Below are 20,382 nucleotides of genomic sequence, written 5' to 3' on the forward strand. Positions count from 1 at the left end.
ACATGTCTGAAGAGACCATCGTCAACTGCCCGACCTGCGGCAAAAACGTGGTGTGGGGCGAGCAGAGTCCCTTTCGTCCATTCTGCAGCAAGCGCTGTCAGCTGATCGATCTGGGAGAATGGGCCGCAGAAGAGAAACGCATCCCCAGTGCGGGCGATCTCTCCGACAGCGATGACTGGAGCGAGCAGCAGCCCTGATTTACCGGCACGCTAACCCGATAATTATCGGGTTAGCGTTGTAGCTTGACGCTCAGCCCAGGCCGATCAGTTTGTTGATAACCGGTTCATTCGCCGGGGGGAACGCCTCTGGATCCAGTGTCTGACCCGCCATCCACCGTCCCGGTTGCCCTTCTTTACCCCATGGCTCGCCTTGCCAACTTTCCACAAGGAAAAACCACAGCGTTATATGGCGGTCAGGGAACTGATACTCCAGCTTATCGAATAGCGTTGCAGACCTTACCGTAATTCCAACCTCTTCCTGCAGCTCGCGAATTAGCGCCTGCTCCGGCGTCTCATCAGATTCAATCTTCCCGCCCGGGAACTCCAGCTTATTCGCCATATGGGCATCAGCGGCGCGCTGGGTAATAAAGATTTCGCCTTGCGGATTGCGAATTATCCCGACGGCGATTTGCAGTTTTTTCATTGGATCAGCTCCATAAAAAAGGCGCAGAACTCTGCGCCTTTGTTTTTTTATCAGGCCTTAGCTCAGACGGCCGTGGCACTGTTTATATTTTTTACCGGAACCGCACGGACAGGGATCGTTACGCCCCACTTTACGCTCGCCGGTTTGTGCCGCCAGATCCTCGGCAGCGGCCTCATCGTCGCTCTGATGGCTGAGCTGCTGCATCTGCGCCAGGCGCTCGGCTTCTTCACGACGCTGTTGCTCCATCGCTTCGACTTCTTCCGGCATACGCACCTGGACTTTGCTCAGGGTGCTAATCACTTCATACTTCAGTGACTCCAGCATCGCAGCAAACATAGAGAACGATTCGCGCTTGTACTCCTGCTTCGGATCTTTCTGCGCATAGCCACGCAGATGGATACCCTGACGCAGATAGTCCATCGCTGCCAGGTGCTCTTTCCACAGGGAGTCCAGGGTCTGCAGCATCACACCTTTCTCAAAGTGACGCATCATCTCGGCACCGACCACTTCTTCTTTACGCTGGTAAGTTTCTACCGCGCTCTGCAGAATACGTTCACGCAGGGTCTCTTCATGCAGCTCTGGCTCTTTATCCAGCCACTCTTTGATCGGCAGCTCGAGGTCGAAGTCGTTTTTCAGACGCTCCTGCAGGCCTTCAATATCCCACATCTCTTCCAGCGACTGCGGCGGAATATGCGCATCGATAGTCGCTTTAAAGACGTCTTCGCGGATGCTGTTGATGGTTTCGCTGACATCAGACACGTCCAGCAGTTCGTTACGCTGAGTGTAGATCGCGCGGCGCTGGTCGTTAGCCACATCATCATATTCCAGCAGCTGCTTACGAATATCAAAGTTACGGCTTTCCACTTTACGCTGGGCGTTGGCGATAGCCTTAGTCACCCATGGGTGCTCGATGGCTTCACCCGGTTTCATCCCCAGTTTGCGCATCATGCCGGACACACGATCGGAGGCGAAGATACGCATCAGGGCATCTTCCATCGACAGGTAGAAGCGGGAAGAACCGGCATCACCCTGACGACCCGCACGGCCACGCAGCTGGTTATCGATACGGCGTGATTCATGACGCTCAGTACCGATAATGTGTAGACCGCCTGCGGCCAGAACCGCATCATGGCGCACCTGCCAGTCCGCTTTGATTTTTTCAATCTGTTCCGCCGTCGGATTTTCCAGCGCGGCGACTTCCGCCTGCCAGCTACCGCCGAGCATAATATCGGTACCACGACCCGCCATGTTGGTGGCAATGGTCACCGCTGCCGGATAACCCGCCTGGGCGACGATATCCGCTTCGCTGGCGTGGAACTTGGCGTTCAGTACGTTGTGCTTGATGCCGGCTTTGGTCAGCTCGCGCGAAACTACTTCGGATTTTTCGATCGAGATAGTCCCCACCAGCACCGGCTGGCCGGCAGCGGTGCGGGTTTTAATATCTTCGATAATCGCCTGAATTTTTTCCGCTTCGGTCATATAGACCAGATCCGCCATGTCCTTACGGATCATCGGACGGTTGGTCGGCACGACAACGGTATCCAGCTTATAGATAGAGCTGAATTCGAAGGCTTCGGTATCCGCTGTACCGGTCATCCCCGCCAGTTTCTCGTACAGGCGGAAGTAGTTCTGGAAGGTGATAGAGGCCAGCGTCTGGTTCTCGTTCTGGATCTCCACGCCTTCTTTGGCTTCTACCGCCTGGTGCAGACCATCGGACCAACGGCGGCCTTGCATCGTACGGCCAGTGTGCTCATCGACGATGATAACTTCGCCATCTTTAACGATGTAGTCAACGTCGCGGGTGAACAACGCATGGGCGCGCAGCGCGGCGGTCACATGGTGCATCAGCATGATGTTGGTCGGGGAGTACAGCGACTCACCTTCTTCCATAATGCCTTCCTGCACCAGCAGCTCTTCGATGAGCACCAGACCGCGTTCGGTCAGGTTAACCTGGCGGGCTTTCTCATCAACAGAGAAGTGGCCTTCACCGGTAAAGGTATCCGAATCCTCTTTTTCCTGACGGATCAGGTGCGGGATGATTTTGTTTACCTTACGGTACATTTCAGAGCTGTCTTCCGCCGGACCGGAAATGATCAGCGGGGTACGCGCTTCGTCGATCAGGATGGAGTCCACCTCATCCACCAGCGCATAGTGCAGTTTACGTTGAACGCGCTCTTCCGGGCTGAAGGCCATGTTGTCGCGCAGATAGTCGAAGCCGTATTCGTTGTTGGTGCCGTAGGTAATGTCGGCAGCGTAGGCTTCACGCTTCGCCGGCGCCGGCAGACCGGACATATTGATGCCCACGCTCATACCAAGGAATTCGAACAGCGGACGGTTGTTTTCGGCGTCACGCTGCGCCAGATAGTCGTTGACGGTCACCACGTGGACGCCTTTACCGGTCAGCGCGTTGAGGTACGCCGGCAGGGTCGCGGTCAGCGTTTTACCTTCACCAGTACGCATCTCGGCGATGCAGCGATCGTTAAGCACCATACCGCCCAGCAGCTGGACGTCGAAGTGGCGCATGCCGAACACACGCTTACTGGCTTCGCGAACGACGGCAAAGGCTTCCGGGATCAGGTTTTCCAGCACTTCGCCTTTTTCCAGGCGCGCGCGGAATTCAGCAGTTTTCGCTTTCAGCTCATCATCAGAGAGTTTTTCCATCGCCGGTTCCATACCGTTGATGATATTGACAACTTTGCGCATACGACGCAGCGTACGGTCGTTACGGCTGCCGAAAACCTTAGTTAACATTTTAATAAGCATAATAAAATCTCAAACGCCCCGCGGTGCGGAGTCACAAAAAATAGGATGGTCCGTGGTTATTTTCAGCTGAGACGTTGAGGTCCTGCGCGGATCCCCGCCACCTGGCTAATCCAGGCGCTCACGCGGAAGGCAGAATATGAGGAAGAGATGTAAGCCACCTGGCGGATCACCACCGGCGGCGTGCTGTCCTGGGTCAGCAGCGCGCTGAGCGTATCAAGCAGCGCCAGATGTTGGGCCTGCAGCGGGGAAGTTTCTTCCGCCACCGGCAATGCCTGTGGCGCCATCGCGAAGGAGAGATGACGAATAACGGTGCGAATGGCGTGCTGATGCCAGTAGTCGACGGTAAAGTTCGGCCGACGATTACTCTCCAGCAGCGCCAGCTGAGAGAAGTTAACTTTGCTCGGATTATGGTTGCTGGACGTTGCCTTCGCCGGCGTCGCGGTTTCGTGGCTGTTGCTAAGCGCGGGCAGGCCGAAGCTGGCCGCGACCATCCCCAACAGGAGATGCGGCCAAAAATACCGTCTGCCAAACTGTCGCCAGCGCGTCAGCAATCCACTCACTTTCATTACCTTTCGTTGGTATACCCGTCGTCGTTCAGGCTGCCTCTTAATTAGCGTTTTTTGCAGGACACCCTGACATCCACGGGGTAAAGCAACCCGGAGAAATAATTTTGCGCTCAAATACTAACATTATTACCGCGCTGAGGCAGCATGAATGAAGGCGATTGCCCGGGGAAAACGCTTAATAAAACAGCGAACGCGCGCTAATTATTGCCCGACAATCACTGCGAAAAATAACTGGAAGGGGTTATAAAAGAAAAACGACTGGTTCCCTGGTCGGAGAGAGTACCAGGTTACCAGTCGAATTTACTGAATGGTCAGGCTTACGCCAGAACCATCGACGGCGCGCGGAACGCCATAGGCAGTTTTGCGTCGTCTTCGAAGGTCACATACTCCCAGGCTTCCTGTTTTGCCAGGACCGCCTGCAGCAGTTTGTTATTCAACGCGTGACCCGATTTGTACGCCGTGAATGCGCCGATAATGTTGTGACCACACATAAACAGGTCACCGATCGCATCCAGCATTTTGTGGCGAACAAATTCGTCTTCAAAGCGCAGACCGTCTTCGTTCAGTACGCGATAATCGTCAACAACGATGGCACAATCGAAGCTGCCGCCCAGGCACAGGCCGCGGGACTGCAGATATTCGATATCGCGCATGAAACCGAAGGTACGCGCACGGCTAATCTGACGCATGAACGCATCGGCCGAGAAGTTCAGCGTATAGCGCTGGGTGCTGGCATCAATCGCCGGATGGTTAAAATCGATGGTGAAATCCAGCGAAAAACCATTGTACGGTTTGAATTCAGCCCATTTGTCGCCATCTTCGACGCGAACCGTCTCTTTGATACGAACAAATTTCTTGGCGCAGTTCAGTTCATCGATGCCGGCGTCCAGCAACAGATAAACGAACGGAGCCGCACTGCCGTCCATAATCGGGATTTCCGGCGCATCGACTTCAACAATAATGTTGTCGATACCCAAGCCAGCCAATGCGGCGTTCAGGTGTTCAACCGTAGAAATCCGCACGTCATGCTCATTAACCAGGCAAGTACAGAGCATGGTATCACGCACAGATTTGGCATCAGCCGGAAAATCTACCGGTGGATTCAAGTCGGTGCGACGATAGATGACCCCGGTATTTGCCGGCGCAGGGCGTAACGTCAGTGTGACTTTCTTGCCGGTATGCAAACCGACACCAGTCGCCTGAACGATACGTTTAAGAGTCCTTTGTTTGATCATCGTATAATCTCGCCAATTTACCTATCCAACCGAAGTGTACACCACTATCGGGAGGCCAGTTTAGCACAAAGAGCGCAGATGCCCAACTTCCAGTCGATTCTTAATCGGCTTGCTTACGCAGGAAGGCTGGGATATCCAGATAATCCGGCTCTTTCGCGGTTTGCGGCGTATTGTCGTTCACCACTTTTGCTGCCGGCTTCTGCTCTTGCGTCAGCGGCGACATACCGTGCTGCTGGTAGCGATCCATCACCGGCTGCTGAACCTGTTTGTTGGTCACCAGGGTAATTTCCGGACGCTTGTCCATGCCGATACCAGTCGCCACCACGGTCACGCGCAGCTCGTCGTTCATATCCGGGTCCAGAGAAGTACCGATAACTACGGTCGCGTTATCCGACGCAAAGGCACGGATGGTGTTACCCACGGTTTCGAACTCATCCAGACGCAGGTCGAAGCCCGCAGTGATGTTAACCAGTACGCCGCGCGCGCCGGACAGGTCGATATCTTCCAGCAGCGGAGAAGAGATAGCCATTTCAGCCGCTTCTTCCGCACGGTCTTCACCACTCGCCACGCCGGAGCCCATCATCGCGTAGCCCATTTCTGACATCACGGTACGGACGTCCGCGAAGTCGACGTTCATCAGGCCCGGACGCGTAATCAGTTCGGCGATACCCTGCACCGCGCCTTTCAGTACATCGTTTGCCGCGCCGAACGCGTCGAGCAGAGAAATACCACGGCCGAGTACTTTCAGCAGCTTGTCGTTCGGGATGGTGATCAGTGAGTCAACGTGCTTGGACAGCTCGGTGATCCCCTGCTCAGCAAACGCCATGCGCTTCTTGCCTTCGAAATTAAACGGCTTCGTGACCACCGCAACGGTGAGGATACCCAGATCCTTCGCCACTTCCGCAACCACTGGCGCCGCACCGGTACCGGTACCGCCGCCCATACCTGCCGCGATGAACACCATGTCTGCGCCATCAAGGGCCGCACGCAGCGCTTCGCGGTCTTCGTCCGCCGCATTGCGGCCGACTTCCGGGTTCGCGCCCGCACCCAGACCTTTGGTAATACCGCTACCAATCTGGATAGTCTGGCCAACAGCCGTTTTACGCAGCGCCTGCGCATCGGTGTTCACCGCGAAGAATTCAACACCCTCAATGCGCTCGCGCACCATGTGTTCAACGGCGTTACCGCCGCCGCCACCGACGCCGATGACTTTAATCACCGCGTCGTTGGTCAGTTCCATAGGTTCAAACATAGTTTCTCTCCGTCTTGTGCCTGTCGCCTGAGAACGCTAATTGTCTGCGTTCTCTTAAAAAATTAAAACTCTTTTCGCAGCCAGCTGTTGAGTCGTTTAATCCACGAACCCACTGACGCCGTCACGCGTTTTTCGACTTCCGCTTCACCACTGAGATGTGACTCTTTGCCGTAGTGCAGCAGCCCAACCGCCGTCGAATAATACGGCTCCTGAGCGTAATCCGTTAAACCAGTAATGTTCAGCGGCGCGCCAATACGCACCTGGGTATGGAATACCCGCTGCGCGCAGGCCGCCAGGCCTTCAATTTGCGCCGCGCCGCCGGTTAACACAATCCCTGCCGCCAGATGATGTTTGACACCCTGCTGGCGAAGCTGTTCCTGCAGCTGCAGGATCTCTTCGTTGACCAGATTAAGCAGCTCGGTATAGCGCGGTTCAATCACCTCTGCCAGCGTCTGACGCTGCAGGCTGCGCGGCGGACGTCCGCCTACGCTCGGGACTTCGACGTTTTCGTCTTTACCGACGATGGAACCTAATGCGCAACCGTGACGAACCTTAATCGCTTCGGCATCGCTCGGCGGCGTACCAAAGGCATAGGCGATATCGCTGGTCACCACGTTCCCGGCGTACGGGATCACTTTGGTGTGACGCAATGCGCCGCCGGTGTAGACGGCGATATCCATTGTACCACCGCCGATGTCCACGACGCAGACGCCCAGCTCACGTTCATCTTCTGTTAATACCGAATAACTGGCCGCTAACCCGGCGAAAATAAGTTGGTCAACTTTCAGACCGCAACGTTCCACCGCTTTAACAATGTTTTTCGCCATATCGTTATGGCAGGTAATCAGATGCACCTTCGCCTGCATACGCACGCCGGACAGCCCTACCGGGTTTTTAATCCCTTCCTGGTAGTCGATGGCATATTCCTGCGGAATCACGTGCAGGACGCGATGTTCATCGCGGACGCGAACCGACTTCGCGGTGTGGACCACGTTCTCAACGTCATCCAGCGTCACTTCTTCTTCCGAAATCGGTACCATCCCGATTTCATTCTGACAGCTTATATGTTTACCCGAAAGTGCCAAATAAACTGATGAAATCTGGCAATCCGCCATCAGTTCGGCCTGGTCGATGGCGCGCTGTACGCATTTCACCACCGACTCGAGGTCGTTCACACCGCCTTTATCCATACCACGTGATGGGCAACTGCCCACGCCGATGATATTAATCATGCCGTCGGGCAGAACTTCCCCTACTAAAGCGGCCACCTTAGCGGTGCCAATCTCCAGTCCAACTACCAGTTTTCTGTCCGTCGCCTTGATCATTGTTGTTCTGCCTGTGCCTGATTCTGTTGTTGATTAGTTTCCTCTACGGGAGCAGGTACCCAGCCCACTGCCGCACCCGAGTCATAACGCAAATCAACGTAGCTAATCCGTTTGCCGTCGGTCTGCGCCTGCTGCTGGAGAACCGGGTAGAGTTCCATAAAGCGCTGAAGCCGTTTCATGGTATCGCCACGGCCAAGGTTGAGCTTAATGTCATTATTAAGCGTCAACTGCCAGGAGCGACGGGCGGTCATCGCCGCCACTTTCAACGTGAATTTATCCTTTGCCAGCACCTGCCCCATGTCACGATACCCTTGCAGCACTTCGTTCTCACTGCCTTCCGGGCCGTATAACATCGGTAAATTCTGTTTGCTGGTGCGATCCGCCGGTACGCTGAAGGCATTTCCTTCTGCATCCACCATATGTTGATCATTCCAGCGCGCAATCGGCACATATTCAACCAGATGAATCTTCAATTCATCGGGCCACTGCTTACGGACGCTCGCCTGCTTAATCCACGGCAAGCGTTCAATTTGACTCTGAATAATGTTCACATCCTGAGTCATGAAAGTACCCGGTGAACCCAACGCCAGAATCGCCTGGCGGATGTCATCATTGCGCGTATAGTGACGCTCGCCGGTCACCACCATCTTCGACAGCGGCAAGCGCTGCGCATCTTCCATCCAGCCAAGAACCATCCACCCGCTGACCAGCACGGTAAACAGCACCGCCAGCAGGAAAACGATCCCTGCCAGCCGCGTTCCATTACTCCGACGCGAAGAAGAAACGTCCTCTTCATGGTTCCGCGTATTCAGCGCAGCCTGCGACATATCACCCCGCCAGGTCCAGAATTCGTACAACAAGCTGGGAGAAGCTCATTCCTGCCTGACGCGCCGCCATCGGTACAAGGCTATGGCTGGTCATGCCCGGGGAAGTATTTGCTTCCAGCAGATAAAACTGGCCATCGCTGTCCAGCATCACGTCAATACGGCCCCAGCCTTTACAACCCAGAACATTCCAGGCTTTAAGCACCAGGCTCTGGATGTCTGACTCACGCGCGGGATCTTCAAATCCAGGGCAGAAATATTGCGTCTCATCAGACAGATACTTCGCCTCATAATCATAGAAGGTTCCCGCGGCCTGGATACGTATTGACGGTAAAATTTCTTCACCGACGATGGCGACGGTAAATTCCGGCCCACTAAGCCATTTTTCGACCAAAACTTCATCATCATGCTGAAAAGCCAGCGCCAATGCACTCGGTAAATCACAGCTTTCGCTGACTTTCGACATCCCGACGCTGGAGCCTTCACGGCTCGGCTTGATGATGACCGGCAGGCCCAGCGCCGCAATCTGTTGTTCAACGGCAGCAGAAAGTCCTGCAGTAAACTGGGCGCGGGTCAGCGCGACCCACGGCGCGACCGGCAATCCCGCCCCCTGCCACAGCCATTTGCTGCGCAGTTTATCCATCGACAGCGCAGAGGCCATCACCCCGCTGCCGGTATAAGGCAACTGGATCAGATCCAGCAGCCCCTGCAATGTGCCATCTTCCCCGCCGCGGCCATGGAGGGCAATAAACGCTTTCTTAAAGCCCAGATTTTTTAACTGGGTAATATCGATGTCGCGCGGGTCGACCGGATGGGCATCCACCCCGCCTTCACGCAGCCCGGCCAGCACCGCGGCGCCTGAATTCAGCGACACTTCACGTTCAGCGGAGGTTCCACCGAAAAGCACCGCGATTTTATCAGCCATGGCGCTCTTCCTCCGTTTTTTGCGGAGCCAGTTTGATTTCAGCCAGGTGACGGGCAATTTTTCCGATATTGCCCGCGCCCTGCACCAGCACTAAATCGTTACCGGTCAGCACCGACGCCAGCATCTCCGCGGCCTGGGCCGGGTCAGAGACCAGGATTGGGTCAACTTTACCGCGACCGCGGATCGTACGGCACAGTGAGCGGCTATCGGCGCCCGGGATCGGCGCTTCGCCCGCCGGATAGACATCCAGCATCAGCAGCGCATCGACCTGGGTCAGCACGTTGGCGAAATCGTCATACAGATCGCGGGTACGGGTATAACGGTGCGGCTGGAACAGCATCACCAGATTTTTATCCGGCCAGCCAGCGCGCGCGGCTTTGATGGTGGCGTCCACTTCCGTCGGGTGGTGGCCGTAGTCATCGATCAGCATCGCGCTGCCCGGCTTGCCGTTGACTTCCGCCAGCGGAAACTCGCCAAGAAAATCAAAGCGGCGTCCGGTTCCCTGGAAACTTTCCAGCGCGCGCAGGATCGCCTGGTCGTCAATCCCCTCTTCCGTCGCCACGGCCACCGCCGCCGCCGCGTTCAATGCGTTATGGCGTCCCGGGGCATTGAGCGTGACCTGCAGGATCTCTTTATCCTGACGCACCAGGCGAAAATGGCCTTGAGCCCCAAGCTGACGGTAGTCCTCGACGCGAACGTCGGCGTCGTCGCTAAAACCGTAGGTGGTGATCTGCCGGCCGACGCGCGGCAGCAGTTCACGGATCACCGGATCGTCCACGCACATCACCGCGCGTCCGTAGAACGGCAGGTTGTGCAGGAAGTTAATAAAGGTCTGCTTCAGATTTTCGAAGTCGCCATGGTAGGTATCCATATGGTCGGCTTCGATGTTGGTCACAATCGCGACCATCGGCTGCAGATGCAGGAACGACGCATCGCTCTCATCCGCTTCCGCAATCAGATAACGGCTATGGCCGAGACGGGCATGCACGCCCGCCGCTTTCACCAACCCGCCGTTGACGAAGGTCGGGTCGAGCCCGGCTTCGGCGTAAATACTGGACACCATCGCGGTGGTAGTGGTTTTGCCGTGAGTTCCGGCAATCGCAATCCCGTGGCGGAAGCGCATCAGCTCCGCCAGCATTTCCGCACGGCGGATCACCGGAATGCGCGCTTCGTGTGCGGCAACGATTTCCGGGTTATCTGCGGAAATCGCGCTGGAAACGACCACAACGCTGGCATCGCGCACGTTTTCCGGGCGATGGTTGAAATAAATAGTGGCGCCAAGCTGCGACAGCTGTTGGGTCACCGGATTCGGCGCCAGGTCGGAGCCGCTGATCTGGTAACCTTCATTAGCCAACACTTCGGCAATACCGCCCATACCGGCACCGCCGATGCCGACAAAGTGAATGTGCCGGACGCGACGCATCTCGGGCACTATGGAACGCAGTTTTGCCAAATCTTGTGTATTCATTCTTTACGCCATCAACTTCTGTCATTCGGGCGGTGAAAATCACCGCAATTAGCGCGCCAAAGCTACGGCGCTGACCTCTTCTGCTACTCGCTCGGTAGCGTCCGGAATCGAAGCGCCACGCGCTCGTTCCGCCATATCCAGCAACGTTTCCCGATCCCAGCTCGCCAGGGTAGAGGCAACCGCCTCTACCGTGAACTCAGGCTGTTCAAGAATTTTCGCCGCGCCGGCTTTCTCCAGCGGCAGCGCATTCCAGTACTGCTGACGATCTTTGTGCTGGAAGGGTACAAACAGCGCCGGTAAACCTGCAGCCGCGATTTCGCTGACCGTCAGCGCGCCGGAACGGCAAACCACGACATCAGCCCAGGCATAGGCCGCGGCCATGTCATCAATAAATTCCGTCACTTTATGCTGCGGCTGCCCCGCAGCGGCATAGGCCTGTTGCACGGTTTGCTGGCCACCTTTGCCGCTCTGATGCCAGATGGTCACCGCATCACCGAGCTTCGCCGCCACCTGCGGCATAGTCTGGTTCAGGACGCGCGCGCCCTGGGAGCCACCGACCACCAGCACGCGAATCGGTCCATGACGCCCCACCAGACGCTGACCCGGCAGCGGCAGCGCCAGTACATCGGTACGCACCGGGTTCCCGACCACGTCCGCATGCGGGAACGCGCCGGGAAACGCCTGCATCACTTTCTTCGCAATCTTCGCCAGCCATTTGTTAGTCAGACCGGCAATACCGTTTTGTTCGTGGAGGACCACCGGGATCCCCAACGACCACGCCGCCAGACCGCCAGGCCCGGAGACATAGCCGCCCATGCCCAGCACCACATCCGGCTGGAAACGCTTCATGATCGCTCGCGCCTGACGCCAGGCGTTGAAGATACGCACCGGCGCCAACAGTTGCGCTTTTATCCCTTTACCACGCAGGCCGGAGATACGGATAAAATCAATCTCGATGCCGTTTTTCGGCACTAAATCCGCTTCCATACGATCGGCGGTACCCAGCCAGCGAACCTGCCAGCCCTGGTCCATTAAATGGTGCGCGACCGCCAGCCCCGGGAACACATGCCCGCCGGTACCGCCCGCCATCACCATCAACCGCTTTTCCTGACCGCTCATCGAACACCCCGTGTAAACGCCTGGGCTTTTTCCAGACGCGTTTCATAATCTATTCGCAACAACAACATGATGGCCGTCGACATAATCAGCAGACTGGAACCACCATAACTGATCAGCGGCAGCGTCAGACCTTTCGTCGGCAGCATCCCCGCCGCCGCCCCGACGTTAACTAACGCCTGGAAGCTAAACCAGATACCAATCGCACAGGCGAGGAAGCCGGAGAAGCGATGATCGATCTCCAGCGCTTTACGGCCAATCGACATGGCGCGGAAAGCGACGAAGAATACCATTAAAAGCGCCAGTACCACACCGATATAACCGAGTTCTTCGCCGATAATGGCGAAGATAAAGTCAGTGTGCGCTTCCGGCAAATACTCCAGTTTTTGCACTGAGTTGCCGAGGCCCTGCCCCCACATCTCGCCGCGGCCAAAGGCCATCAGCGACTGGGTCAGCTGGTAACCACTGCCGAACGGGTCTTCCCATGGGTTCCAGAAGGAGGTCACGCGGCGAATACGGTACGGTTCGGCGAGGATCAGCAGGACCACCGCCGAGATACCCATGCCGATAATGGCGATGAACTGCCACAGCTTCGCGCCGGCAAGGAAGAGCATCGCCAGCGTGGTGACGAACAGCACCACCACGGTACCGAGGTCAGGCTGCGCCAGCAGCAGGATCGCCAGCACGAAAATCACGCCCATCGGTTTTAAGAACCCGCGCAGGTTGTTACGCACTTCATCCGCTTTACGCACCAGATAGTTGGCGATATAGCAGAACAGCGACAGCTTGGTGAACTCCGCCGGCTGGATGCGCAGCGGGCCGAGGGCGATCCAGCGCGATGCCCCGTTTACCGAGCTACCCACCACCAGCACGATCAGCAGCATAACGATCGAAGCGATCAGCATCGCGGTACTGTGGCGCTGCCAGAAATCCATCGGCAGGCGCAGCGTCACCAGCGCGAGGACAAAGGCCAGCACAATGTACAGGCCGTCGCGCTTGGCAAAGAGGAAAGGATCGTTCGCCAGGCGCTGCCCCACCGGCATCGACGCCGAGGTCACCATGATAAAGCCGATCGCCGCCAGGCCGAAGGTCAGCCATAGCAGCATCCGGTCATACATCACCAGACTGTCGTTATCTTTCGGGCGCGAGCCCATCACCCAGCCTTTTAGCGCGGCGAACAGCCAGGCGAAGATAAACATCCCCGGCAGTCGCGGCAGTCTCAACCGAGGCAAGCTCAGCTGCGGCATTCTCAGGCGTGGGAGAGAGAAACGCATCAACCTAACTCCTTCGCCAGACGGGCAAACATATCGCCCCGTTGTTCAAAATTCTTAAACTGATCCAGGCTGGCGCACGCCGGCGACAGGAGAACCATGTCGCCCGCTTTCACCAGGGGCGCTATCTGACGCATCGCCTGTTCCATGGTTTCAGTTTGTACCGCCACGTCAGGACGCAGCTCGGCGAGCTCGGCGCCGTCGCGACCAAAGCAGTACAGACGGATACGATCGCCGCCGAGGTAGCGCTTCAGCGGGGTGAAATCAGCGGACTTGCCGTCGCCGCCCAGCAGAAGATACAGCGTGCCATCCAGCTGCAGGCCGTTCAGCGCCGCCTCGGTGCTGCCGACGTTGGTTGCCTTCGAGTCGTTAATCCAGCGTACGCCGTTGTGATCCAGCACCAGCTGAAAGCGATGGGCCAGACCAGTGAAGGTGGTTAATGCCTTGAGGCTACTGGCCCGCGGCAGGCCCGCGGCATCGGCCAGCGCCAGTGCCGCCAGGGCGTTGCTGTAGTTATGCTGACCGGTGAGAGGCATCTCTTTCACATTGAGGACTTTCTCACCTTTAACGCGCAGCCAGGTTTCGCCCTGCTGACGGTTAAGGTGGTAGTCACCGACATCGACACCAAAGCTGATGCAGCGATCGTCCGCCCCGCGTACCGGCATCGTGAGCGCATCGTCCGCGTTCACCACGCAGGTTTTTGCATTCTCGTAAATCCGCAGCTTCGCCGCGCGATACTGCTGCAGCCCCAGCGGGTAGCGGTCCATATGGTCCTCAGTCACGTTGAGGATGGTTGCCGCCACCGCCTGCAGGCTGGAAGTCGTTTCCAGCTGGAAGCTGGAGAGCTCCAGCACATATAGCTCACGATCGGTGTCCAGCAGCATCAGCGCCGGCAGGCCGATATTACCGCCCACGCCGACGTTAACCCCGGCCGCTTTCGCCATCTCGCCCACCAGAGTAGTGACAGTGCTTTTGCCGTTAGAGCCGGTAATGGCGATAATCGGCGCCTGCGCCTCACGGCAGAACAGTTCGATATCACCAACGATCTCTACGCCTGCATCGGCCGCCGCGCTCAGTGAAGGATGGGCCAGCGCGATGCCGGGACTGGCGACAATCAGATCCGCCGCCAGCAGCCAGGTATCATTGAGTCCACCGACATGGCATTCGACCGATTCGGGTAATTTATCCAGCCCCGGAGGCGCGACGCGGGTGTCCATCACGCGCGGCGTCACGCCGCGCGCCATGAAAAAGTCCACGCATGACAGGCCGGTCATACCCAGCCCAATAATGACGACTTTTTTACCCTGATAATCTGCCATGATTAACGTACCTTCAGCGTCGCCAGGCCAATCAGCACCAGCATCAGCGAAATAATCCAGAAGCGCACGATAACGCGCGGCTCCGGCCAGCCCTTCAGTTCATAGTGATGGTGAATCGGCGCCATACGGAAGATGCGCTGACCGCGCAGCTTAAAGGAGCCAACCTGCAGGATCACCGACAGAGTTTCCACGACGAAAACGCCGCCCATAATCACCAGCAGGAATTCCTGACGCAGCAGCACGGCGATAATGCCCAGCGCGCCGCCAAGCGCCAGCGAACCGACGTCGCCCATAAAGACCTGCGCCGGATAGGTGTTAAACCACAGGAAGCCCAGACCCGCGCCGACAATCGCCGTACAGACGATCACCAGCTCGCCAGCATGGCGCAGATAAGGAATGTGCAGGTAGTTGGCGAAGTTCATGTTGCCGGTAGCCCATGCCACCAGCGCAAAGCCGGCAGCGACGAAGACGGTCGGCATAATCGCCAGGCCGTCGAGGCCATCGGTCAGGTTGACGGCGTTGCCGGTACCGACGATAACGAAGTAAGCCAGCAGGATATAGAGCAGGCCCAGCTGCGGCATCACGTCTTTAAAGAATGGCACCACCAACTCGGTCGCCGGGGTGTCTTTCCCGGCCAGATAGAGCGCGAACGCCACGCCCAGCGCGATCACCGACATCCAGAAATACTTCCAGCGGGCGATCAGGCCTTTGGTATCTTTGCGCACGACTTTACGGTAATCATCAACAAAGCCGATGATCCCGTAGCCGATTAATACCGTCAGTACGCACCAGACGTACGGGTTGGAGGGGTAAGCCCATAGCAGAACGGAGACGGTGATCGCAGTGAGGATCATGATCCCCCCCATGGTCGGCGTGCCGCGTTTGCTGAAATGGGACTCTGGACCGTCGTTACGTACGACCTGGCCGAAGGAGAGTTTTTGCAGACGGGCGATCATGCGCGGGCCCATCCACAACGAGATGAACAGCGCGGTCAGCAGGCTGACGATGGCGCGAAACGTCAGATAAGAAAAGACGTTAAAGCCGGAATAATATTTGACCAAATGTTCGGCCAGCCATACTAACATGTCCCAGTCTCCTGTAATGCGCGTACTACCTCTTCCATGGCGGCACTACGTGAACCCTTCACTAAAATGGTCATTATCTTGTGCTCCGCCAGCAGCTCGCGCAGGCGAGCCACTACTGCGGCTTTATCATTAAAATGTTCGCCCACGCCGCTGGCGCGGCTGATATCCGCGCTCAAGGTGCCGACGCTGAGGACGCAATCCAGCCCCGCCGCTTTCGCTGCCTCGCCGACTTCGCGATGGCAGGCCGCGCTTTCCGCGCCAAGCTCCGCCATATCGCCGACCACCATCGCCCGGAAGCCGGGCATCTCTGACAGTACCTGCACTGCCGCGGTCATCGAACCAACGTTGGCGTTGTAGGAGTCATCCAGCAGCAGCTGGCTCTCCGTCAGCCGGATCGGGAACAGACGCCCCGGAACGGCCTTCAGCTGCGCCAGACCGGCTTTTACCGCCGCCAGATCGGCGCCTACCGCCATCGCCAGCGAGGTCGCCGCCAGCGCGTTAGCGATGTTATGGCGTCCCGGCAGCGGCAGCAGGACGTCAACGTTGCCGGTTGGGGTCTGCAGCGTAAATTCGGTACCGTGGCTGGTGATCTGCACGTTGGTCGCCGTGAAGTCGCTGTTGGCCGCATTCGGTGAGAAGCGCCACACTTTGCGATCGCCAATCACCGCCTGCCAGTTCAGCCAGTCGTTGTTATCAGCATTGAGAATGGCGATGCCGTTTTCCGGCAGACCGGTATAGATTTCGCCCTTCGCCTTCGCCACGCCCGCCAGCGAGCCGAAACCTTCGAGGTGCGCCGCAGCAAGGTTGTTGACCAGCGCGGCTTCCGGACGCGTCAGGCTGACGGTCCAGGCGATTTCGCCCTGGTGGTTGGCGCCGAGTTCGATCACCGCGTACTGATGCTCTTTAGTCAGGCGCAGCAGCGTCATCGGTACACCGATATCGTTGTTCAGGTTGCCAGCGGTATACAGTGTGTTGCCGCACTGGCTAAGGATCGCCGCGGTCATCTCTTTGACCGAGGTTTTACCGGACGAGCCGGTCAGGGCGACGACGCGGGTCGGTACCTGCTGACGCACCCAGGCGGCTAACTCGCCGAAAGCCTGGCGGGTATCTTTCACGATCACCTGCGGGAGATCGCAGGCCAGCGGACGGCTCACCAGCAGCGCGCCGGCGCCAGCTGCTTTCGCCTGTTCGGCAAAATCATGAGCGTCGAAACGCTCGCCTTTCAGCGCCACAAACAGGCAGCCCGCCGTCACTTTACGGGTATCGGAGGTCACCTCGTCGATAGCGATGTCGCTACCCTGCCGTTCGCCATGGGCGATCGCGGCGAGCTGGCTTAACGTAAAGCGAATCATGCTACCGCTCCCAGCAGACGCGCGACGGTGACGCGGTCGGAATAATCCAGACGGCGATTGCCGACGATCTGGTAATCTTCATGGCCTTTACCCGCCACCAGCACCACGTCGTTCTCTTTCGCCTGCATCACGGCGTTGGTGACCGCTTCCGCGCGGCCTTCCATCACCTTCGCATGACCCGCATCGAGCATGCCGGCCAGAATATCGTTGATAATCGCCCGCGGCTCTTCGGTGCGCGGGTTGTCATCAGTGACCACCACGATGTCGGCAAATTCTTCAGCGATAGCGCCCATCAGCGGACGCTTGCCTTTGTCACGGTCGCCGCCGCAGCCGAAAACGCACCACAGCTTGCCGCTGCAGTGCAGGCGCGCGGCCTGCAGCGCTTTTTCCAGCGCGTCAGGCGTATGGGCGTAATCCACCACCACGGCCGGTTTACCGGGCGCGCTGAACACTTCCATACGGCCGCATACCGGCTGTAAACGCGCTGCGGTTTTCAGCAGATCGGCCAGCGGATAGCCCAGCGCCAGCAGCGTCGCCAGCGCCAGCAGCAGGTTGCTGACGTTAAAGGCGCCCATCAGGCGGCTTTCGATTTCACCGTTGCCCCAGCTGGAGTCAAACTGAATGGTCGCGCCGCTGTCGTGATAGTTGACCGCGGTGGCCTTCAGCCAGCGGCCGTGGCAGTTCGGATTGATATGATCTTCCATCGACACCGCCACCGCATCCGGCAGCTTCGCCAGCCAGCGACGCCCCACTTCATCGTCAGCGTTGACGATGGCCTGGCCGCAATGGTGGGTCGAGTACAGCAGCCATTTCGCCGCTTCGTAGTGCTCCATGTCGCCATGGTAGTCGAGGTGGTCGCGGCTCAGATTGGTAAACACCGAGGCGGCAAACTGCAGCGCCGCCACGCGGTGTTGCACCAGACCGTGGGAAGAGACTTCCATCGCGCCGAAGGTTGCCCCCTGCCCGACCAGACTGGAGAGCACATGCTGAACGTCTACCGCAGAACCGGTGGTATTTTCGGTCGGCACGACTTTATCCAGCAGGCCGTTGCCAACGGTCCCCATCACTGCGCTGGTTTCGCCGAGCAGCTTCGCCCACTGCGCCAGCAGTTGAGTGGTGGTCGTTTTACCGTTAGTACCGGTGACGCCCACCAGACGCAGCTGCTGCGACGGCTGATGATAAAAACGCCCGGCCAGCGCCGATAAGCGTTCGTTAAGCTGGCTCAGGTAAATAACCGGCACGCCGTGCATTTCACGGATCTCACCGTCTTCAGCCTCGCCCTGCGCTTCAGCAATAATGGCAGCCACACCTTGCGCTATCGCCTGCGGGATATAACGACGCCCGTCCGCCTGATGACCCTGTACCGCGATAAAGAGATCGCCGGAAGCAGCCACCCGGCTGTCCAGCGTCATCTCTCGCAGAATGCGCTCCGGTGCGTTTGGCACCCACGGAGCGAGTAGGTCGCGCAAATTACGATCTGCCACCTGTTCCCTCGCCTTGATTAATTACAAATTCACTTTTTTCGCCCGTTGCCAGCGCATCCGGCTCGATGTTCATGGTGCGCAATACGCCGCCCATGATGGCACCGAAGACCGGCGCGGAAACGGCGCCACCGTAGTATTTACCTGCCTGCGGGTCGTTGATCACCACCACCAGCGCGAAGCGCGGATGGCTGGCGGGCGCAACGCCTGCGGTGTAAGCAATATATTTGTTGATATAGCGGCCATCCGGCCCCACTTTTTTCGCCGTACCGGTTTTAATCGCGATGCGATAGCCTTTGATCGCCGCTTTCACGCCGCCGCCGCCGGGCAGCGCCACGCTTTCCATCATATGAACGACGGTACGAACGAGTGATTCCGGGAAGACGCGCTCGCCCGGAACCGGTGGATCAACCTTGGTAATTGACAGCGGGCGATAGATGCCATAGCTGCCAATCGTTGCGTAGACTCGCGCTAACTGTAACGGGGTTACCATTAGCCCGTAGCCGAAAGAAAAGGTGGCCCTCTCTATGTCAGACCACCGTTGTTTTTGAGGATATAAGCCACTGCGTTCTCCGACCAACCCCAAATTGGTCGCCTTTCCAAGCCCAAAACGTGAGTAAGTATCTACTAACGCTGAGGACGGCATCGCTAACGCCAGCTTAGAAACACCGACGTTACTCGACTTCTGTAGCACCCCGGTCAGGGTCAATTCGCTATAACGCGCCACGTCTTTGATTTCGTGGCCGTTAATTCGATAGGGAATGGTATTCAGCACGGTATTTTCGTTGACGATGCCGCGCTGCAGCGCCGTCATCACCACCATCGGTTTCACCGTCGAACCCGGTTCGAATACGTCGGTGATAGCGCGGTTACGCATGGTGTCTTTCGCCGTACCGGCGAAGTTGTTCGGGTTATAGGAGGGGCTGTTGGCCATCGCCAGCACTTCCCCGGTGTTAACGTCCACTAACACGGCGCTGCCCGACTCGGCTTTGTTAAAGGCCACGGCGTTGTTCAGCTCGCGATAGACCAGCGCCTGCAGACGTTCGTCGATGCTCAGCGCCAGGTTGTGCGCCGCCTGGCTGTCGGTAGAAGAGATATCTTCAATAACCCGGCCATAGCGGTCTTTACGCACGATACGCTCGCCCGGCTGGCCGGTAAGCCATTTATCAAAGCTTTTTTCGACCCCTTCAATCCCCTGGCTGTCGACGTTGGTAAAGCCAATGAGGTGAGCAGTCACTTCTCCGGAAGGGTAATAACGACGGGACTCTTCACGCAGATGAATGCCCGGCAGCTTTAGCTTTTTGATGTAGTCGGCCATGTCAGGGTTTACCTGACGCGCCAGATAGATAAAACGCATCCGCGGATTGGTATTGATGCGCGTTGCCAGCTGATCCAGCGGCATATTGAGGGCGTCCGCCAGCGCCTTCCAGCGCGTATCCAGGGTGACCCCGCCAGCATCATGCAGCTCCTTCGGATCGGCCCAGATAGCCTTCACCGGTACGCTGACCGCCAGCGGCCGCCCGGAGCGGTCGGTAATCATCCCGCGCGCGGTAGACACTTCCTGGACGCGCAGCGAGCGCATATCGCCCTGACGCACCAGCATGTCGGGGCTGACCACCTGGAGCCAGGCGACACGACCCAGCAGGAAAGTCAGCGCCAGCAGAATACAGCCGCACAGCAACGCAAAACGCCAACTGATAAAGTTGGCCTGTTCTTCCTGACGCTTTGCTTTTGGCGTTTTTGGCGCTGCTTTCATCC

The 20,382-nt window shown here is 57.7% G+C and carries 17 protein-coding genes; 1 reads left to right on the forward strand and 16 read right to left on the reverse strand.

Annotated elements, in window-relative coordinates:
* The first annotated feature begins 2 nt into the window (after positions 1-2).
* Positions 3-197: a DNA gyrase inhibitor YacG gene (gene yacG, locus AS136_RS10225; protein ID WP_008807425.1), complete on the forward strand. Its 195-nt coding sequence runs from the start codon at positions 3-5 to the stop codon at positions 195-197.
* A 52-nt stretch (positions 198-249) separates the two neighbouring features.
* On the opposite strand, the gene mutT is transcribed toward yacG, so the two are convergent.
* From mutT to AS136_RS10305, 16 genes are all read right to left on the reverse strand, one after another.
* Positions 250-642 carry an 8-oxo-dGTP diphosphatase MutT gene (gene mutT / locus AS136_RS10230; RefSeq protein WP_012968936.1) on the reverse strand — a complete coding sequence of 131 codons (393 nt, stop codon included), beginning with the start codon at positions 640-642 and terminating at the stop codon, positions 250-252.
* 57 nt (positions 643-699) lie between these two features.
* Complete coding sequence (gene secA / locus AS136_RS10235; RefSeq protein ID WP_012542851.1) at positions 700-3,405, reverse strand: preprotein translocase subunit SecA; 2,706 nt, start codon at positions 3,403-3,405, stop codon at positions 700-702.
* A 62-nt stretch (positions 3,406-3,467) separates the two neighbouring features.
* A complete protein-coding gene (gene secM / locus AS136_RS10240) occupies positions 3,468-3,965 on the reverse strand; it encodes a secA translation cis-regulator SecM (RefSeq protein WP_049245540.1) in 498 nt (165 codons plus the stop codon).
* Positions 3,966-4,288: 323 nt separating this feature from the next.
* Positions 4,289-5,206 (reverse strand): UDP-3-O-acyl-N-acetylglucosamine deacetylase, encoded by a 918-nt coding sequence (lpxC, locus tag AS136_RS10245; RefSeq protein ID WP_002888632.1) that lies wholly within the window; start codon positions 5,204-5,206, stop codon positions 4,289-4,291.
* A 100-nt stretch (positions 5,207-5,306) separates the two neighbouring features.
* Positions 5,307-6,458, reverse strand: coding sequence for a cell division protein FtsZ (gene ftsZ / locus AS136_RS10250; protein WP_002888628.1), 1,152 nt, complete (start codon positions 6,456-6,458; stop codon positions 5,307-5,309).
* Positions 6,459-6,520: 62 nt separating this feature from the next.
* Positions 6,521-7,783 (reverse strand): cell division protein FtsA, encoded by a 1,263-nt coding sequence (ftsA, locus tag AS136_RS10255; protein WP_004204343.1) that lies wholly within the window; start codon positions 7,781-7,783, stop codon positions 6,521-6,523.
* The gene (ftsQ, locus tag AS136_RS10260) at positions 7,780-8,610 is read right to left on the reverse strand and encodes a cell division protein FtsQ (protein WP_008807429.1); all 831 of its coding nucleotides are present in this window, start codon (positions 8,608-8,610) and stop codon (positions 7,780-7,782) included. Before ftsQ ends, ftsA begins: the two co-directional genes overlap by 4 nt.
* A gap of 1 nt (position 8,611) precedes the next feature.
* A complete protein-coding gene (locus tag AS136_RS10265; protein WP_008807430.1) occupies positions 8,612-9,532 on the reverse strand; it encodes a D-alanine--D-alanine ligase in 921 nt (306 codons plus the stop codon).
* Positions 9,525-11,000: a UDP-N-acetylmuramate--L-alanine ligase gene (gene murC, locus AS136_RS10270; RefSeq protein WP_008807431.1), complete on the reverse strand. Its 1,476-nt coding sequence runs from the start codon at positions 10,998-11,000 to the stop codon at positions 9,525-9,527. The genes AS136_RS10265 and murC overlap by 8 nt, the downstream gene beginning before the upstream one ends.
* A 48-nt stretch (positions 11,001-11,048) precedes the next feature.
* The gene (gene murG, locus AS136_RS10275) at positions 11,049-12,119 is read right to left on the reverse strand and encodes an undecaprenyldiphospho-muramoylpentapeptide beta-N-acetylglucosaminyltransferase (protein ID WP_008807432.1); all 1,071 of its coding nucleotides are present in this window, start codon (positions 12,117-12,119) and stop codon (positions 11,049-11,051) included.
* A complete protein-coding gene (gene ftsW, locus AS136_RS10280; protein WP_004204337.1) occupies positions 12,116-13,390 on the reverse strand; it encodes a cell division protein FtsW in 1,275 nt (424 codons plus the stop codon). Before ftsW ends, murG begins: the two co-directional genes overlap by 4 nt.
* Positions 13,390-14,706: a UDP-N-acetylmuramoyl-L-alanine--D-glutamate ligase gene (gene murD / locus AS136_RS10285; RefSeq protein ID WP_008807433.1), complete on the reverse strand. Its 1,317-nt coding sequence runs from the start codon at positions 14,704-14,706 to the stop codon at positions 13,390-13,392. Before murD ends, ftsW begins: the two co-directional genes overlap by 1 nt.
* Before the next feature lie 2 nt (positions 14,707-14,708).
* A complete protein-coding gene (gene mraY, locus AS136_RS10290; RefSeq protein WP_008807434.1) occupies positions 14,709-15,791 on the reverse strand; it encodes a phospho-N-acetylmuramoyl-pentapeptide-transferase in 1,083 nt (360 codons plus the stop codon).
* On the reverse strand, positions 15,785-17,143 hold the full coding sequence (gene murF / locus AS136_RS10295; RefSeq protein WP_012968939.1) for a UDP-N-acetylmuramoyl-tripeptide--D-alanyl-D-alanine ligase: 1,359 nt from the start codon (positions 17,141-17,143) through the stop codon (positions 15,785-15,787). The genes mraY and murF overlap by 7 nt, the downstream gene beginning before the upstream one ends.
* Positions 17,140-18,627: a UDP-N-acetylmuramoyl-L-alanyl-D-glutamate--2,6-diaminopimelate ligase gene (gene murE / locus AS136_RS10300; RefSeq protein ID WP_008807436.1), complete on the reverse strand. Its 1,488-nt coding sequence runs from the start codon at positions 18,625-18,627 to the stop codon at positions 17,140-17,142. Before murE ends, murF begins: the two co-directional genes overlap by 4 nt.
* Positions 18,614-20,380: a peptidoglycan glycosyltransferase FtsI gene (locus AS136_RS10305; RefSeq protein WP_008807437.1), complete on the reverse strand. Its 1,767-nt coding sequence runs from the start codon at positions 20,378-20,380 to the stop codon at positions 18,614-18,616. Before AS136_RS10305 ends, murE begins: the two co-directional genes overlap by 14 nt.
* Positions 20,381-20,382: the final 2 nt, after the last annotated feature.

Origin of the sequence: Klebsiella sp. D5A (assembly GCF_001620885.1) — a bacterium.
In the GTDB taxonomy this organism is placed as follows: domain Bacteria; phylum Pseudomonadota; class Gammaproteobacteria; order Enterobacterales; family Enterobacteriaceae; genus Klebsiella; species Klebsiella variicola.

Excerpts from the sequence above, each read along its gene's own strand:
- mraY (WP_008807434.1), bottom strand. The coding sequence starts at position 15,791 with ATGTTAGTATGGCTGGCCGAACATTTGGTCAAATATTATTCCGGCTTT.
- murF (WP_012968939.1), bottom strand. The coding sequence starts at position 17,143 with ATGATTCGCTTTACGTTAAGCCAGCTCGCCGCGATCGCCCATGGCGAA.
- murG (WP_008807432.1), bottom strand. The coding sequence starts at position 12,119 with ATGAGCGGTCAGGAAAAGCGGTTGATGGTGATGGCGGGCGGTACCGGC.
- yacG (WP_008807425.1), top strand. The coding sequence starts at position 3 with ATGTCTGAAGAGACCATCGTCAACTGCCCGACCTGCGGCAAAAACGTG.
- ftsA (WP_004204343.1), bottom strand. The coding sequence starts at position 7,783 with ATGATCAAGGCGACGGACAGAAAACTGGTAGTTGGACTGGAGATTGGC.
- murC (WP_008807431.1), bottom strand. The coding sequence starts at position 11,000 with ATGAATACACAAGATTTGGCAAAACTGCGTTCCATAGTGCCCGAGATG.
- ftsZ (WP_002888628.1), bottom strand. The coding sequence starts at position 6,458 with ATGTTTGAACCTATGGAACTGACCAACGACGCGGTGATTAAAGTCATC.
- AS136_RS10305 (WP_008807437.1), bottom strand. The coding sequence starts at position 20,380 with ATGAAAGCAGCGCCAAAAACGCCAAAAGCAAAGCGTCAGGAAGAACAG.
- secA (WP_012542851.1), bottom strand. The coding sequence starts at position 3,405 with ATGCTTATTAAAATGTTAACTAAGGTTTTCGGCAGCCGTAACGACCGT.
- ftsW (WP_004204337.1), bottom strand. The coding sequence starts at position 13,390 with ATGCGTTTCTCTCTCCCACGCCTGAGAATGCCGCAGCTGAGCTTGCCT.
- ftsQ (WP_008807429.1), bottom strand. The coding sequence starts at position 8,610 with ATGTCGCAGGCTGCGCTGAATACGCGGAACCATGAAGAGGACGTTTCT.
- lpxC (WP_002888632.1), bottom strand. The coding sequence starts at position 5,206 with ATGATCAAACAAAGGACTCTTAAACGTATCGTTCAGGCGACTGGTGTC.
- AS136_RS10265 (WP_008807430.1), bottom strand. The coding sequence starts at position 9,532 with ATGGCTGATAAAATCGCGGTGCTTTTCGGTGGAACCTCCGCTGAACGT.
- mutT (WP_012968936.1), bottom strand. The coding sequence starts at position 642 with ATGAAAAAACTGCAAATCGCCGTCGGGATAATTCGCAATCCGCAAGGC.
- murD (WP_008807433.1), bottom strand. The coding sequence starts at position 14,706 with ATGGCAGATTATCAGGGTAAAAAAGTCGTCATTATTGGGCTGGGTATG.